The 16,559-nt window shown below is 55.1% G+C and carries 15 protein-coding genes and 1 other annotated feature; of the genes, 9 read left to right on the top strand and 6 right to left on the bottom strand.

Annotated elements, in window-relative coordinates; translation table 11 throughout:
- Positions 1-56 precede the first annotated feature (56 nt).
- Together cysB and topA are read right to left on the bottom strand one after the other, a co-directional pair.
- Complete coding sequence (gene cysB, locus PUZ33_RS01480) at positions 57-1,031, bottom strand: HTH-type transcriptional regulator CysB (protein ID WP_006175683.1); 975 nt, start codon at positions 1,029-1,031, stop codon at positions 57-59.
- 187 nt (positions 1,032-1,218) lie between these two features.
- Positions 1,219-3,816, bottom strand: a complete 2,598-nt coding sequence (topA, locus tag PUZ33_RS01475; RefSeq protein ID WP_058681320.1) for a type I DNA topoisomerase — start codon at positions 3,814-3,816, stop codon at positions 1,219-1,221.
- Between the two features lie 399 nt (positions 3,817-4,215).
- Between topA and PUZ33_RS01470 the strand changes: the two genes are divergently transcribed.
- On the top strand, positions 4,216-4,467 hold the full coding sequence (locus tag PUZ33_RS01470; RefSeq protein ID WP_003856804.1) for a YciN family protein: 252 nt from the start codon (positions 4,216-4,218) through the stop codon (positions 4,465-4,467).
- 34 nt (positions 4,468-4,501) lie between these two features.
- Here the strand turns inward: PUZ33_RS01470 and sohB are convergent, their stop codons facing one another.
- Complete coding sequence (gene sohB, locus PUZ33_RS01465) at positions 4,502-5,548, bottom strand: protease SohB (protein ID WP_058681321.1); 1,047 nt, start codon at positions 5,546-5,548, stop codon at positions 4,502-4,504.
- Positions 5,549-5,799: 251 nt separating this feature from the next.
- Between sohB and PUZ33_RS01460 the strand changes: the two genes are divergently transcribed.
- Both PUZ33_RS01460 and cobO read left to right on the top strand, forming a co-directional pair.
- On the top strand, positions 5,800-6,561 hold the full coding sequence (locus tag PUZ33_RS01460) for a YciK family oxidoreductase (RefSeq protein WP_023620279.1): 762 nt from the start codon (positions 5,800-5,802) through the stop codon (positions 6,559-6,561).
- Positions 6,558-7,148, top strand: a complete 591-nt coding sequence (cobO, locus tag PUZ33_RS01455) for a cob(I)yrinic acid a,c-diamide adenosyltransferase (protein WP_013096364.1) — start codon at positions 6,558-6,560, stop codon at positions 7,146-7,148. Before PUZ33_RS01460 ends, cobO begins: the two co-directional genes overlap by 4 nt.
- Positions 7,149-7,184: 36 nt before the next feature.
- Here the strand turns inward: cobO and rluB are convergent, their stop codons facing one another.
- The 3 genes from rluB to rnm form a co-directional block, all read right to left on the bottom strand.
- Positions 7,185-8,060, bottom strand: a complete 876-nt coding sequence (gene rluB / locus PUZ33_RS01450) for a 23S rRNA pseudouridine(2605) synthase RluB (protein WP_013096363.1) — start codon at positions 8,058-8,060, stop codon at positions 7,185-7,187.
- Between the two features lie 96 nt (positions 8,061-8,156).
- Positions 8,157-8,777 (bottom strand): L-threonylcarbamoyladenylate synthase, encoded by a 621-nt coding sequence (locus tag PUZ33_RS01445; RefSeq protein ID WP_013096362.1) that lies wholly within the window; start codon positions 8,775-8,777, stop codon positions 8,157-8,159.
- Positions 8,774-9,655, bottom strand: coding sequence for an RNase RNM (rnm, locus tag PUZ33_RS01440; protein ID WP_013096361.1), 882 nt, complete (start codon positions 9,653-9,655; stop codon positions 8,774-8,776). Before rnm ends, PUZ33_RS01445 begins: the two co-directional genes overlap by 4 nt.
- Before the next feature lie 139 nt (positions 9,656-9,794).
- Here rnm and trpL point away from each other — a divergent pair, with 139 nt between their 5' ends.
- From trpL to trpA, 6 genes are all read left to right on the top strand, one after another.
- A complete protein-coding gene (trpL, locus tag PUZ33_RS25185) occupies positions 9,795-9,839 on the top strand; it encodes a trp operon leader peptide (RefSeq protein ID WP_106993556.1) in 45 nt (14 codons plus the stop codon).
- Positions 9,816-9,909: a sequence feature (Trp leader region), on the top strand. (Overlaps the previous gene by 24 nt.)
- 25 nt (positions 9,910-9,934) lie before the next feature.
- Positions 9,935-11,497 (top strand): anthranilate synthase component 1, encoded by a 1,563-nt coding sequence (locus tag PUZ33_RS01435; RefSeq protein WP_029883574.1) that lies wholly within the window; start codon positions 9,935-9,937, stop codon positions 11,495-11,497.
- Positions 11,497-13,092: a bifunctional anthranilate synthase glutamate amidotransferase component TrpG/anthranilate phosphoribosyltransferase TrpD gene (trpD, locus tag PUZ33_RS01430; protein ID WP_020690934.1), complete on the top strand. Its 1,596-nt coding sequence runs from the start codon at positions 11,497-11,499 to the stop codon at positions 13,090-13,092. Before PUZ33_RS01435 ends, trpD begins: the two co-directional genes overlap by 1 nt.
- Positions 13,093-13,095: 3 nt before the next feature.
- Positions 13,096-14,454, top strand: coding sequence for a bifunctional indole-3-glycerol-phosphate synthase TrpC/phosphoribosylanthranilate isomerase TrpF (trpCF, locus tag PUZ33_RS01425; protein WP_058681322.1), 1,359 nt, complete (start codon positions 13,096-13,098; stop codon positions 14,452-14,454).
- 10 nt (positions 14,455-14,464) lie between these two features.
- Entirely contained in the window at positions 14,465-15,658 is a 1,194-nt protein-coding gene (gene trpB / locus PUZ33_RS01420; RefSeq protein WP_013096356.1) for a tryptophan synthase subunit beta, read from the top strand.
- Positions 15,658-16,467 (top strand): tryptophan synthase subunit alpha, encoded by an 810-nt coding sequence (gene trpA, locus PUZ33_RS01415; protein WP_058681323.1) that lies wholly within the window; start codon positions 15,658-15,660, stop codon positions 16,465-16,467. Before trpB ends, trpA begins: the two co-directional genes overlap by 1 nt.
- Positions 16,468-16,559 lie beyond the last annotated feature (92 nt).

Raw genomic sequence — 16,559 nt, 5'->3', positions numbered from 1 at the left:
TTAGCTTTGAGAGGTTATTTCGGTATCTTTCCTGGGCGGAAAGATACCGGGAGTGATTATTTTGCCGGAAGTTTGATGTCTTTAAACATCTCTTCGATATCTTCATTAGAACGTAATGCTACAGCCGTATCGACCACGTCGCGCGTTAAATGTGGGGCAAAGCGCTGAATAAAATCATACATATAGCTACGCAGGAAGGTACTGCGACGGAAACCAATCTTAGTGGTGCTATGGCTGAAAATATCATGCGCATCAAGACGCACGAGGTCAGGGTCGGATACGGGATCAACCGCCATGCTGGCAATCACCCCTACCCCCAGTCCAAGCCGCACGTAGGTCTTAATTACGTCAGCATCGGTTGCGGTGAAGACGATACGCGGCGTTAATCCTGCACGATTGAATGCAGTATCAAGCTCGGAGCGCCCGGTGAAGCCGAAGGTATACGTCACTAAGGGATATTGCGCCAGCTCTTCAATAGTGACCGACCCTTTACCGGCTAACGGGTGATCGGGCGTGACGACAATAGAACGGTTCCAGTGATAACACGGCAGCATAACCAGATCGTCATACAGATGCAGCGCTTCGGTTGCGATAGCAAAGTCCGCATTACCCTTCGAAACCGCCTCAGCGATTTGCGTCGGCGAGCCCTGATGCATATGGAGAGAAACACGTGGATAGCGCTCAATAAAGCCCTTAATAACGCCCGGCAGCGCATAGCGTGCCTGGGTATGGGTGGTGGCAATATACAGCGACCCTTTATCCGGCCAGGTATGCTCTCCCGCCACCGATTTAATGGCGTCGACTTTAGAGAGGACCTCCCGCGCGATGCGGATAATCTCCTGCCCTGCTGGCGTCACCTGGGTGAGGTGTTTACCGCTACGAGCAAAAATCTGAATACCTAACTCATCTTCCAGCATGCGGACCTGCTTGCTGATACCCGGCTGAGAGGTATATAGCCCCTCAGCGGTAGAAGAGACGTTAAGGTTGTGGTTTACCACCTCAACAATATAACGAAGCTGCTGTAATTTCATGCCAGACCATCCGATTTAGCGCATGCGGTCAATCGCTTAAGACGATTTGATAATAAGAAAAGGGTTAACTATAACCACTATATCATTTATAGCCTGACTGTATAGTACGGAACAAAAAATAATAACAAGGTAATAAAAAAGGGCCGGAAGTCCGGCCCTTTCACAGGTAAGTTACGGTAAGGAAAGATTATTTCTTGCCTTCAACCCATTTGCCATCCACAAAGAATGCTGACCAGCCGGTCGCCTTACCCTCTTTCTCTGCCGCAACATACTGCTGCTTCGTTTTACGGCTAAAACGCACAACGGTTTTATTGCCTTCCGGATCCTGCTGTGGCGCATCGGCCAGGTAGCGCAGTTTCTCAGGCAGGCGGTCGCGGAAACGGTACAACTCTTCCACCAGTGGCGCGCGGGTTTCGCGCGATTTAGGGAAGGTGTTTGCCGCAAGGAACACGCCGGCAGCACCATCACGCAGCACGAAGTAAGCGTCGGACTTCTCGCACGGCAACTCTGGCAGCGGAACCGGATCTTCCTTCGGCGGCGCGACTTCACCGTTACGCAGGATTTTACGCGTGTTCTTACACTCGTCGTTGGTGCACGCCATGTACTTGCCGAAGCGCCCCATTTTCAAGTGCATCTCAGAACCACACTTCTCACACTCAACGATAGGACCGTCGTAACCTTTAATGCGGAATTCACCCTCTTCGATCTCATATCCATCGCAGGTCGGGTTATTACCGCAGACGTGCAATTTACGTTTTGGATCGATGAGGTAGCTGTCCATCGCGGTGCCGCATTTCTTGCAGCGACGTTTTGCACGCAGAGCATTGGTTTCCGCATCATCACCTTCCAGCACGTTGAGCACTTCGTTCTCAGGTACCAGGTTAATGGTGGTTTTGCAGCGTTCTTTCGGCGGCAGCGCGTAGCCAGAACAGCCGAGGAAAACGCCAGTGGTGGCAGTACGGATCCCCATTTTACGACCGCAGGTTGGGCAGTCGATGCTGGTCAGGACCATCTGATTCGGCAGCATGCCGCCCTCTTCAGGATCTTTTTCCGCTTTTTCAAGCTGGTTGGTAAAGTCGCTGAAGAAGCTATCGAGAACCTTTTTCCACTCGGCCTGATGGCTGGCAACCTGATCGAGGCTGTCTTCCATTTGCGCGGTGAAGTCGTAGTTCATCAGTTCGCGGAAGTTGGCTTCCAGGCGGTCAGTGACGATCTCGCCCATTTTTTCCGCATAGAAACGACGGTTTTCAACACGAACGTAACCGCGGTCCTGAATGGTCGAAATAATCGACGCATAGGTGGACGGACGGCCAATACCGCGTTTTTCCAGCTCTTTAACCAGAGACGCTTCGCTGAAACGCGCTGGCGGCTTGGTGAAGTGCTGGGCAGGCACGAGATCAACCAGAGAGAGCTCATCCCCTTTGTTTACCGCAGGCAGGGTTCTGTCTTCATCACCCTTACGCAGCGCAGGCATCACTTTTGTCCAGCCATCGAAGCGCAGGATACGGCCACGCGCTTTCAGGCGGAATTCACCCGCGCCAACGGTCAGCGTGGTGGAGTCATACTGTGCTGGTGTCATCTGACACGCCACGAACTGACGCCAGATGAGCTGATACAGCTTCTGGGCATCGGCTTCCATATCTTTCAGCGATTCGGCTAATACGGAGACGTCAGAAGGACGAATGGCTTCGTGCGCTTCCTGAGAGTTCTCCTTGCTGGCGTACTGGTTTTCACTCGCTGGCAGGTATTTCTTACCAAAGTTGTCACTGATGTAGCCGCGCACCATGTTGACGGCATCCTGGCTCAGGTTTGTCGAGTCAGTACGCATATAGGTGATATAACCCGCTTCATACAGACGCTGGGCCATCATCATGGTTTTCTTCACGCCATAACCCAGGCGCGTGCTCGCAGCCTGTTGCAGCGTAGACGTAATAAACGGTGCGCCAGGTTTGCTGCTGGTCGGTTTGTCTTCACGCTCCAGAACCTGGTAGCGCGCTTTTTCCAGCAGCGCCACGGCAGCCATGGTCTGCTCACGGTTTTCAGGACGGAACGGTTTGTCATTCTGATGACTCACCTGCAGCGGCAGCGCATCTCCACCCGGCGTGGTGACATTGGCATCCACTTCCCAGAACTCTTCCGGGACGAAGGCTTTGATCTCACGCTCACGTTCAACAACCAGACGCACAGCAACGGACTGCACACGCCCTGCGGACAGACCGCGGGCAATCTTTTTCCACAGCAGTGGAGAGACCATGTAACCCACGACACGGTCCATAAAACGGCGTGCCTGCTGCGCGTTTACGCGGTCGATGTTCAGTTCACCCGGCTTCTCAAACGCCTGGCGAATCGCATTCTTCGTAATTTCGTTAAACACTACACGGCTGTAGCGTTTGTCGTCACCCCCGATCACTTCCCGCAGGTGCCAGGCAATGGCTTCCCCTTCGCGGTCAAGGTCGGTTGCGAGATAAATGTGGTCTGCTTTTTCTGCAAGCTGCTTCAGCTCGTTAACGACTTTTTCTTTGCCGGGCAGCACTTCATAGTGTGCATCCCAGTTATGCCATGGGTTAACACCCATACGGTTGACAAGCGCGCTACGTTCATCCTTTTTAGGCTTTTTAGCCCCTTTGGTGGAGGTAGAGTCTGCGCTCTTTTTGCTGGCTGAGCCACTGGTCGGCAAATCGCGGATGTGACCGACGCTGGACTTAACCACGTAGTCATTACCCAGATACTTATTGATCGTTTTGGCTTTTGCCGGGGACTCAACGATGACGAGAGCTTTACCCATATTCACCTTTACCTAATTTAATTCTTCCAGGAATACGCCGCATGTTGATTTCCCTTCCACTGACGACGAGCCATTGATATTGAGACTGCGTCAGGGGATATCAACCCCTTTGTCTTACTGAACGTCATAGCGTTAACGCCCAGGTGATTGAGTTATCGGGTATTTTTCTCACATCGGATGTAATTCGTGACGAATTCCCGGTCGAATGTCAAGCAATTCTGTTGCCAGAATGACGAAAGCGCACACTCTACCTGATAAAATTCGTTACGCAACTTTATTAGCATGCAAAAGCAAATCCTGCCAGCCAGGTCACGGCACCTTACCCCCTCACATTACAGGGAAAATTTGCCCCCAAAGCGCCCCCGGCGTAGACTATTGTCACTGTTTAAGGAGTGGATTATGCAGAATACAACCCAACCCATTGATCGAGCCTCTCTGCTTATCGAAGCAAATAAGCTGATTCGTGACCATGAAGACACCCTGGCGGGCATTGAAGCGACCGGCGTGGAACAACGTAACGGCGTGCTGGTATTCAGCGGCGAATACTTCCTTGACGAACAAGGGTTACCCACCCCGAAAAGCACCGCCGTGTTCAATATGTTTAAATACCTGGCGCACACGCTTTCAGAGAAATATCACCTGGTCGATTAACGCAAAACGCGAGGCTCTGGCCTCGCGTTTTTGTTTACAGCAGCGGTTTTTGTCCGCGTTGCAACCAGCGGAGCAGCAGGCAATCCGCGCTTTCGGCCGCGCTGTTCGTAAAGCGGTCAAGCAGTCGCTTACGCTGGGTAAAGCGCACGCCAACCAGTTCGCGCCCTTCCATTAGATTCAACAGCAGGTCGTCACTGGTGCCCACTTCATCCACCAGCCCTTTTTCCTGCGCCTGCGTACCGTACCAGTGCTCCCCAGTTGCCACCTGGTCAATATCAAGCGCCGGGCGCATACGGTGCACAAAGTCTTTAAAGAGGTGATGGGTTTCATTGAGATCTTCACGGAATTTCTGACGTCCTTCTTCCGTGTTCTCCCCCAGCAGCGTCAGGGTACGTTTGTACTGACCCGCCGTATGCAATTCAATGTCGATCTCTTTGCTTTTCAGGAAACGGTTAAAGTTCGGGATTTGCGCAACCACCCCGATGGAGCCAATAATAGAAAACGGCGCCGCAACAATTTTATCCGCCACGCAGGCCATCATATAGCCACCGCTCGCCGCGACTTTATCCACCGCAACCGTCAGCGGGATCTGTTTTTCACGCAGACGCTGTAGCTGCGAAGCCGCCAGCCCATAACCATGAACGACCCCACCCGGACTCTCAAGACGGACGACCACCTGATCCTGCGGTTTAGCCACGGCAAGCACGGCGGTGACTTCTTCACGCAGGGAAGAGACTTCATGGGCATCCATGCTGCCTTTAAAATCGAGCACATAGACACGCGGGGTTGACGTTTCCTCCGGCGCGTTAAGCTTCGCTTTGGCTTTTGCCGCTTTGGCGTCCTGCTTATGCTTTTTCTTCTGCGCCTTGTGCCACAGTTTCTGTTGATGGCTGTCAAGCAGGGCCAGCGACATCTCTTCCTGCATCTCTTTATACTGCTCGCTCAGGCGGGTAATGCGTAACTCACCACGCTGACGTTTGCGCTGCGTCAGGTTAACAATCAGAACGGCCACTACCGCAATGGCAATCACCACCGTCGCGATCTTTGCCAAAAACAACCCATATTGAGAAAGTAATTCCACGCGTTCCACCTTGATTTAACCACGAATCTTTCACGGCAGTGTACAACAGCCCTGCCCATGCGTCTCGCTCGTGACATTACCTCTGCGAGCCGTCTTCAGGAATCCCCCGATTCTGGTTTAAATATTTGCAAATTGTTAATTTTACAGCGATGCGTCCTGTAGACTGATTGAATTCTCATGCTAATTCGGGCATAAAGCCGAAAAGTCACACAATAAGGCGTCTTTGCATCACTGTGCGCCGAGGAGTCACCGTGCATTATCAACCGCAAAAAAATCTGCTGCAGAACCGCATCATTCTGGTCACTGGTGCCAGCGATGGCATTGGCCGCGAAGCGGCACTGACCTACGCTGACTATGGCGCGAGCGTAATTCTCATTGGCCGTAACGAAGAAAAACTCAAAGGAGTGGCTCAGGAGATTGACGCCGCCGGTGGCATTCCTGCCCGCTGGTACACGCTGGATCTGCTCACCTGTACCCCTGAAACGTGCCAGGAGCTTGCCCACCGCATCAGCACCCACTACCCACGACTGGATGGCGTACTGCACAATGCCGGCTTGCTTGGGGAGGTTCGCCCGATGGATGAACAGGATCCTGAAATCTGGCAGCAGGTCATGCAGGTCAATATCAACGGCACCTTTTTTCTGACCCAGGCACTGCTTCCTTTATTACTCAAATCTGATTCCGGTTCGCTGGTGTTCACCTCCTCCAGCGTAGGGCGCGAAGGCCGCGCAAACTGGGGGGCGTATGCGGTCTCAAAATTCGCGACCGAAGGGATGATGCAGGTGCTGGCGGAGGAGTATCAGAGCCGTCATCTGCGCGTGAACTGCATTAACCCAGGCGGAACGCGTACCAAAATGCGCGCCAGCGCCTTCCCGACGGAAGATCCACAGAAGCTTAAAACCCCGGCAGATATTATGCCGCTCTATCTCTGGCTGATGGGCGATGACAGCCGCCGTAAAACAGGGATGACCTTTGATGCCCAGCCAGGCCGTAAACCCGGGATTTCGCAATGAGTGAAGAACGTCACCAGCAACGTCAGCAGCGCCTGAAAGAACAGGTTGATGCCCGTGTTGCCGCTGCGCAGGATGAACGCGGGATCATCATCGTGTTTACCGGCAACGGCAAAGGCAAAACCACCGCTGCCTTTGGTACCGCCACGCGCGCCGTTGGTCACGGGCAGAAAGTGGGTGTTATTCAGTTTATTAAAGGGGAATGGCCCAACGGTGAACGTAATTTACTTGAGCCGCACGGGGTTGAGTTCCAGGTGATGGCGACAGGCTTTACGTGGGATACCCAAAACCGGGAAACCGACACCGCGGCCTGCCTCGCGGTATGGGAGCATGCAAAACGAATGCTGGCAGACCCGGCCCTGAACATGGTGTTACTGGATGAGATCACCTACATGGTCGCCTACGACTATCTGCCGCTGGACGCCGTACTGGAGGCACTCAGGAATCGCCCGGCGCATCAGACGGTGATCGTCACAGGCCGCGGCTGTCATCGGGATATTCTGGAATTAGCGGATACCGTCAGCGAATTGCGTCCGGTTAAACATGCTTTTGATGCCGGTATCAAAGCGCAAATCGGCATTGATTATTGATAAAAAAGCCCGGTGAAATTAACCGGGCTTTTATTTTTAACCGTTGTTATTACGGCTGCCAGCGCGGCGATTATTGTTCACCTGGCTGTGGCGTTTCACCGCACGACGGATCTGGTTCGCCTTCATGCGACGACGATCTTTCTCCACCGCCACTTTGGAAGTGGTTTCTGGCGCCAGGCCCACCAGTTCACGCAGGTAGTTGGTCTGCGTCAGGTCCAGTTCGGTATAGCCACCACGTGGCAGACCTTTTGGCAGCAGAATATCGCCGTAACGGACACGGATCAGACGGCTAACCTGCACGCCCACCGCTTCCCACAGACGACGAACCTCACGGTTACGGCCTTCGGTCAGGGTAACGTTGTACCACTGGTTGATCCCTTCACCACCGGTAAATTTGATGGTTTTGAACGCTGCAGGACCGTCTTCCAGCTGAACGCCACGCGACAGATCGCGCAGTTTGTTCTCATCAACCTGGCCGAACACGCGTACGGCGTATTCGCGTTCCACTTCACGACTTGGGTGCATCAGACGGTTTGCCAGCTCACCATCCGTTGTGAACAGCAGCAGACCGCAGGTGTTCACATCCAGACGCCCTACGGCAATCCAGCGTGCGCCACGCAGTTTAGGCAGACGGTCAAATACCGTCGGGCGACCTTCCGGGTCGTTGCGCGTACACAGTTCGCCTTCCGGTTTGTAGTACGCCAGCACGCGGCAGATCTGCTCAGCAGATTCTTTAACCGAGATAAGATGACCGTCGATACGGATTTTAAGCCCCGGCACGATTTCTACGCGGTCACCGAGCGTGGCGATTTTACCGTCCACACTCACGCGTCCGGCTTCGATAATGGCTTCGATTTCACGGCGTGAGCCGTGGCCGGCACGCGCCAGCACTTTCTGTAACTTCTCGCTCATTGAGCTTCCTCAGGTGTCGCCTTCACAGGCGTCGAATCAGGTCAAACCAGGGCTATGCCCTGATTTGATGGCCGCGTAGTATAGCTGCTTACACCTTTACAAGAAAGGCTTAACATCGCCCACGCCTTCGCGAATCACTTCCGGTGCATCTTCCGTTAAATCGACAACCGTGGTCGGCTGCTGACCGAGGTAACCGCCATGAATAATCAACTCAACTACCTTTTCCAGACGGTCTTTGATCTCTTCCGGATCGGACTCGGTGAATTCACTGCCGGGCAGCATCAGCGAGGTTGAGAGCATCGGCTCACCTAACGTTTCCAGCAAGGCCTGGGCAATCGGGTTAGACGGCACGCGCATCCCGATGGTTTTGCGCTTTTCCTGTAACAGACGGCGCGGAACCTCTTTCGTCCCTTTCAGGATGAAGGTGTAGTTGCCCGGCGTGTTATTTTTAATCAGACGAAATGCCACGTTATCGACATAAGCATAGGTCGATAGCTCAGAGAGATCCCGGCACATCAGGGTAAAGTTGTGACCGTCCGGCAACTGGCGAATACGGCAAATACGCTCCATCGCCGCTTTATCTTCAATCTTACAGCCCAGCGCATAACCCGAATCGGTCGGGTAGACGATAACGCCCCCTTTACGCACGATCTCCACGGCCTGATTAATCAGGCGCGGCTGCGGATTATCCGGATGAATATAGAAAAACTGACTCATACTTCCCTCTCTTCAAGTTGCTGTGGCTGTTCCCAGAGCTGCCAGACAGGCTCAACGCCTGCGGGTAACCAAAGCTTGCGTCCCAGTTCTATCCACGCACAGGGCTGATGAAAATCTGAGCCTTGTGACGCCAGCAAACCAAACTGGCGGGCGTAGGTCGCAAGCTGCGAACGCTCGTTGGGCGCCTGCTGACACTGGGCGACTTCCATCGCCTCGCCACCGCATTCGGCAAAATGCGCCAACAGTCTTTTCAGCCATTTAGCAGAAAGATTATACCGCCCCGGATGGGCCAGCACGGCCTTACCGCCAGAATGATGAATCACATCAATAGCTTGTTTTATTGTACACCACTGTGGCGGAACATATCCGGTTTTCCCGCGGGCCAGATAGCGTTTAAAGACATCCGCTATCGTTGTGGCCTTGCCGGCCTCAACCAGAAAACGGGCAAAATGACCGCGCGTTACCGCCCCCCCGTTTGCCAGCCTTTGTGCCCCTTCCAGTGCGCCCGGAATATGCGCCTTTTCCAGACGTTCAGCGATCATTTCTGCGCGCTGGTTGCGGCGCGTTTTTTGTTCTTGCAAAAACGCACACATTACCGGATGGTCTATATCGATGTTCAGGCCAACAATATGGATTTCGTGATTCTCCCAGACGGTCGATATCTCGACGCCAGGAACCAGTTTGAGTGCCAGACCACTGCGGGCAATCTCGGCGCGCGCGGCTGGAATGGCATCGGTTGTATCGTGATCGGTTATGGCCAGCGTGCCAACCCGCATTTCAACGGCACGATGCACCAACGCTTCGGGCGTCAGCAGACCATCGGAGGCCTGGGTATGGCTGTGTAAATCATAAATTACGGCGTAGGTGGTATCGCTCAAAGCACTTCCCGTCACAGGTTAGAGACATCTTAAAAGCCCATGATACCGACTTGCCACGAAATTCTGAAATCAAGGGTTGACAATACGCCATCGAACTAGTTAACTAGTACGCAAGTTCACACGAGAAAGGTATCTGAAAATGACTGCACATTTCACTCTGCACGGTTGGTGGCGCACTTCCTGATTTCCGGGCAGTGTCACACGTCTGCGTACAGCAAACAGATACCCGCCCGCTCATCAGCGGGCTTTTTTTTGAACAGAATAAATGAGAACAACATAATGCAAACAGCCAAACCACACCTCGAATTGCTGACCAGCGAGGCGGCCTATCGCCACAACCCAACCGCGCTGTTTCATCAGGTCTGCGGTGCGCGTCCAGCCACGTTGTTACTGGAATCCGCCGATATTGACAGCAAAGACGATCTCAAGAGCCTGCTGTTGGTGGACAGCGCGCTGCGCATTACGGCGCTAGGTGACACCGTCACTATCAAAGCGTTATCGGATAACGGTGCGGCTCTGCTGCCGTTACTGGATGCGAGCCTGCCTGCTGGTATCGAAAATGAACACCATCCTGAAATGCGCGTTCTGCACTTCCCGCCGGTGAGCCAACTGCTGGACGAAGACGCACGCCTGTGCTCTCTTTCCGTTTTTGATGCCTTCCGTCTGCTGCAAAATCTGGTCACCGTGCCGGAAGATGAACGCGAAGCAATGTTCTTTGGCGGGCTGTTTGCTTACGACCTGGTGGCCGGGTTCGAAGATTTACCGGACATTGAACAGGGTAACCGCTGCCCCGACTACTGCTTCTACCTGGCCGAAACCTTACTGGTGATCGACCACCAGAAAAAAAACACCCGTATTCAGGCAAGCCTCTTCACGCCATCCGCGACAGAGAAAAAACGCCTTGAGCAGCGTATTGAGCAGTTGCAGCAACAAATGACCGAAGCGCCGCCTGCGCTGCCTGTACATCGTGTCGAGAAAATGACCTGTGAGGTTAATCAGAGCGACGATCAGTACGGTGCCGTGGTTCGCCAGATGCAAAAAGCGATTCGCGCCGGAGAAATTTTCCAGGTTGTTCCGTCCCGTCGTTTCTCTCTGCCCTGCCCGTCGCCGCTCGCGGCCTATGACGTGCTGAAAAAGAGCAACCCAAGCCCGTACATGTTCTTTATGCAGGACAACGATTTCACCCTGTTTGGCGCATCCCCTGAAAGTTCACTGAAATATGACGCCACCAGCCGCCAGATTGAGATCTACCCGATTGCCGGAACCCGGCCACGCGGCCGTCGAGCCGATGGCTCGCTGGATCGCGATCTCGACAGCCGCATTGAGCTGGAAATGCGTACCGACCATAAAGAGCTCTCCGAGCATCTGATGCTGGTTGATCTGGCCCGTAACGACCTGGCGCGCATTTGTACCCCTGGCAGCCGCTACGTGGCGGACTTAACCAAGGTCGACCGCTACTCGTTTGTTATGCATCTGGTATCCCGCGTGGTGGGCGAACTGCGCAGCGACCTCGACGTGCTTCACGCCTACCGCGCCTGTATGAACATGGGCACGCTGAGCGGCGCGCCGAAAGTTCGCGCCATGCAGCTGATCGCGGCGGCTGAAGGGCGCCGTCGCGGCAGTTACGGTGGTGCAGTGGGCTACTTCACCGCCCATGGCGATCTGGATACCTGCATTGTGATCCGCTCCGCCTACGTTGAGGACGGTATCGCTACCGTGCAGGCAGGCGCAGGGATTGTTCTGGATTCTGTTCCGCAGTCTGAAGCTGACGAAACCCGCAGTAAAGCCCGCGCTGTATTGCGCGCCATTGCTACCGCACATCACGCACAGGAGATTTTCTGATGGCTGACATTCTGCTGCTCGATAACATCGACTCTTTTACCTATAACCTGGCAGATCAGCTGCGTGCGAATGGTCACAACGTCGTTATCTATCGTAACCATGTTCCGGCACAGACGCTGATAGACCGTCTGGCAACCATGCAAAACCCGGTGCTGATGCTCTCTCCTGGCCCAGGTGCCCCCAGTGAAGCGGGCTGTATGCCGGAGCTGCTGACCCGTATGCGCGGTAAACTGCCGATTATCGGTATCTGCCTGGGTCACCAGGCGATTGTGGAAGCCTATGGCGGCTACGTGGGTCAGGCAGGTGAGATCCTGCACGGCAAAGCCTCCAGCATTGAACATGACGGCCAGGCGATGTTTGCCGGCCTGCCAAATCCGCTGCCGGTTGCGCGCTATCACTCCCTGGTAGGCAGCAACATCCCGGCCGGGCTGACCATTAACGCCTCGTTTGAAGGGATGGTAATGGCCGTGCGTCACGATGCGGATCGCGTCTGCGGCATGCAGTTCCATCCGGAGTCGATTCTCACGACCCATGGCGCGCGACTGCTGGAGCAGACGCTGGACTGGGCGTTGCAGAAACTGGAGCAGACCAACACGCTGCAACCGATTCTGGAAAAGCTGTATCAGGCGCAGACCCTGAGCCAGCAGGAGAGCCACCAGCTCTTCTCTGCCGTGGTTCGCGGTGAGCTGAAACCTGAACAGTTGGCGGCCGCGCTGGTAAGCATGAAAGTGCGCGGCGAAAGCCCGCAAGAAATCGCCGGTGCCGCCACGGCCCTGCTGGAAAATGCCGCCCCCTTCCCGCGCCCGGATTATCAGTTTGCGGATATTGTCGGCACCGGGGGAGATGGCAGCAATAGCATCAATATCTCCACCGCCAGTGCCTTCGTGGCCGCGGCGTGTGGCCTGAAGGTGGCGAAACACGGTAATCGCAGTGTCTCCAGCCGCTCGGGCTCGTCCGATTTGCTGGCTGCCTTCGGTATTAACCTGGATATGAACGCCGAACGCTCCCGTGAAGCGCTGGACGATCTGGGCGTCTGCTTCCTGTTTGCGCCGAAGTATCACACCGGTTTCCGCCATGCGATGCCGGTTCGTCAGCAACTCAAAACACGCACGCTGTTTAACGTACTGGGGCCGCTGATCAACCCGGCGCACCCGCCGCTGGCGCTGATTGGTGTTTACAGCCCGGAACTGGTTCTGCCAATTGCCGAAACCCTGCGCGTGCTCGGTTATCAGCGCGCGGCAGTAGTTCACAGCGGGGGAATGGATGAAGTGTCCCTTCACGCGCCAACTCTCGTTGCGGAACTGCGCAATGGCGAAATCCTGAGCTATCAGCTGGAAGCCGCCGACTTTGGTTTAACGCCGTATCATCAGGAGGCGCTGGCAGGCGGCACGCCGGAAGAAAACCGTGACATTCTCACGCGCTTATTACAAGGTAAGGGAGAGGTCGCCCATGAGGCAGCCGTGGCAGCCAACGTCGCCATGCTGATGCGATTGCACGGCGAAGAAGATCTCAAAGCCAACGCACAAAAAGTTCTGGACGTACTGCGCTCTGGTGCAGCTTACGATCGCGTTACCGCACTTGCGGCAAGAGGGTAAAGAATGCAGACCGTTTTAGCGAAAATCGTTGCCGATAAGGCCATCTGGGTGGAAGCCCGCAAAGCGCAGCAGCCGCTTGCCAGTTTTCAGAACGACGTCGTCCCAAGCAGCCGTCGTTTCTATGATGCCCTGCAGGGCGTGCGCACCGCATTTATTCTTGAGTGCAAAAAAGCCTCCCCGTCGAAAGGCGTTATCCGTGAGGATTTCGATCCGGCGCGTATTGCCGGCATTTATAAGCATCATGCGTCGGCGATCTCCGTGCTGACGGATGAGAAATATTTCCAGGGCAGCTTCGATTTTCTGCCTGTTGTCAGCAGCATCGCGCCGCAACCGATTCTGTGCAAAGACTTTATTATCGACCCGTATCAGATCTGGCTGGCGCGTTTTTACCAGGCTGATGCCTGCCTGCTGATGCTCTCGGTACTCGACGACGAGCAGTATCGCCAGCTGGCTGCGGTGGCGCACAGCCTCAACATGGGCGTGCTGACCGAGGTGAGCAACGAAGAAGAGCTGGAGCGTGCCATTGCACTGCAGGCGAAAGTGGTCGGGATTAACAACCGCGATCTGCGCGATCTGTCAATCGACCTGAATCGTACGCGTCAGCTGGCACCGCGTCTGGGCTCTGGCGTGACCGTTATCAGTGAATCCGGGATCAACAGCTACGCCCAGGTGCGTGAGTTGAGCCACTTCGCCAACGGTTTCCTGATTGGCTCCGCGATGATGGCACATGACGATCTCAATGCCGCAGTGCGTCGGGTGCTGTTGGGTGAAAACAAAGTGTGCGGCTTAACCCGCGAACAGGATGCCCAGGCCGCCTATGAGGCGGGGGCTATTTACGGCGGGTTAATCTTTGTGGGCTCCTCACCGCGTGCGGTGAGCGATGAACAGGCACGCAAGGTGATAGCGGCAGCCCCACTCAGCTATGTGGGCGTCTTCCGTAACGCTGATATTGCGGACGTTACGGCAAAAGCCGAAGCGTTATCCCTTAGTGCAGTACAACTGCACGGTGATGAAGATCAGGCATACATCGATGCCCTGCGTGCCGGGCTGGCTCCTCAGGTTCAGATCTGGAAAGCGCAGAGCGTGGGCAGCACCCTGCCAGCACGTAACCTGAATCATGTTGATAAATACGTGCTCGATAACGGCCAGGGCGGTACAGGCCAGCGTTTTGACTGGTCACTGCTGAACGGCGAAGCGCTGGACAATGTCCTGCTGGCGGGTGGACTTAGCCCGGATAACTGTGTGGAAGCAGCCAAAACCGGCTGCGCGGGCCTCGATTTCAATTCAGGCGTAGAGTCGCAACCGGGCATCAAAGATGCCAGTAAGCTGGCCTCGGTATTTAAAACTCTGCGTGCATATTAAGGAAGAAAAAATGACGACATTACTTAATCCGTATTTTGGTGAGTTCGGCGGGATGTACGTTCCGCAGATCCTGATGCCCGCACTGCGCCAGCTGGAAGAAGCGTTTGTGAGCGCACAGAAAGATCCAGCGTTTCAGGCTGAATTTACCGACCTGCTAAAAAACTACGCGGGCCGTCCAACAGCGCTGACCAAATGCCGTAACCTGACTGCCGGCACCAAAACCACGCTGTACCTCAAGCGTGAAGACCTGCTGCACGGCGGCGCGCATAAAACCAACCAGGTGTTAGGACAGGCACTGCTGGCAAAACGGATGGGCAAAACCGAGATCATCGCCGAAACCGGCGCGGGTCAGCACGGCGTGGCATCAGCACTGGCCAGCGCCCTCCTCGGCCTGAAATGCCGTATCTATATGGGGGCGAAAGACGTTGAGCGTCAGTCTCCGAACGTATTCCGTATGCGTCTGATGGGCGCAGAAGTGATCCCGGTTCACAGTGGTTCTGCCACGCTGAAAGATGCCTGTAACGAAGCGCTGCGCGACTGGTCTGGTAGCTATGAAACCGCGCACTACATGCTCGGCACAGCCGCTGGCCCGCACCCGTTCCCGACTATCGTGCGTGAATTCCAGCGCATGATTGGCGAAGAGACCAAAGCGCAGATCCTTGAAAAAGAAGGCCGTCTGCCGGACGCGGTGATTGCCTGCGTGGGCGGGGGATCAAACGCCATCGGGATGTTCGCTGATTTTATCGACGAAACCCGTGTTGGCCTGATCGGCGTGGAGCCAGCGGGTCACGGGATTGAAACCGGTGAGCACGGCGCTCCGCTGAAACATGGCCGCGTGGGGATCTACTTCGGCATGAAAGCGCCGATGATGCAGACCGATGAAGGTCAGATTGAAGAGTCGTACTCCATCTCTGCCGGTCTGGATTTCCCGTCCGTCGGGCCACAGCATGCGTTCCTGAACAGCACCGGACGCGCGGACTACGTCTCCATCACCGATGACGAAGCGCTGGAAGCGTTTAAGACGCTGTGCCGCAGCGAAGGGATCATCCCGGCACTGGAGTCCTCGCATGCTCTGGCGCATGCGCTGAAAATGATGAAAGAAAACCCGGAAAAAGAGCAACTGCTGGTCGTTAACCTTTCCGGTCGCGGTGATAAAGATATCTTCACCGTTCACGATATTCTGAAAGCACGAGGGGAAATCTGATGGAACGCTACGATAACGCATTTGCACAACTGAAATCCCGCCAGGAAGGCGCGTTCGTTCCCTTCGTAACCCTGGGCGATCCGGGCCCGGAACAGTCGCTAAAAATTATCGACGCCCTGATTGAAGCCGGTGCCGATGCGCTGGAGTTGGGGATCCCGTTCTCTGACCCGCTGGCGGATGGCCCGACCATTCAGAACGCCACCCTGCGTGCCTTTGCCGCGGGCGTCACCCCAACGCAGTGTTTTGAGATGCTGGCCGCGATCCGTCAGAAGCACCCGACCATTCCGATTGGCCTGCTGATGTATGCCAACCTGGTGTTTAACCGCGGAATCGACGAATTTTATGCCGAGTGCGCGCGGGTCGGCGTAGACTCCGTGCTGGTGGCCGACGTCCCGGTTGAAGAATCTGCACCGTTCCGCCAGGCGGCTATGCGTCATAACGTGGCGCCGATTTTCATCTGCCCGCCAAACGCCGATGACGAACTGCTGCGCCAGATTGCCTCTTACGGCCGTGGTTACACCTACCTGCTCTCCCGCGCGGGCGTGACGGGTGCTGACAACAAAGCCGCGCTGCCGCTGCATCATCTGGTAGAAAAACTGGCTGAATACCACGCAGCACCTCCGCTGCAGGGATTCGGGATTTCATCCCCGGATCAGGTTACGGCGGCAATTGACGCAAAAGCGGCAGGCGCGATCTCCGGCTCTGCTATCGTCAAAATCATTGAGAAGAACGTAGACAAACCCGATCAGATGCTGGCTGAACTCAAAGCATTTGTTACGGCGATGAAAGCCGCAACGCGTAAAGCCTGATCCTTCCACCGTCTGGCGACTCAGCCAGACGGTCTTCCTCTTATATTCCCGCTATCACTTAAGCGTTACGCCAAAATTGATCCCATCGATAT

Source organism: Enterobacter cloacae complex sp. 2022EL-00981 (assembly GCF_028737495.1).
GTDB classification, from domain to species: domain Bacteria; phylum Pseudomonadota; class Gammaproteobacteria; order Enterobacterales; family Enterobacteriaceae; genus Enterobacter; species Enterobacter cloacae.
The sequence above is the reverse complement of the archived record's forward strand: the minus strand, read 5'-3'. Positions and strand labels throughout refer to the sequence as shown.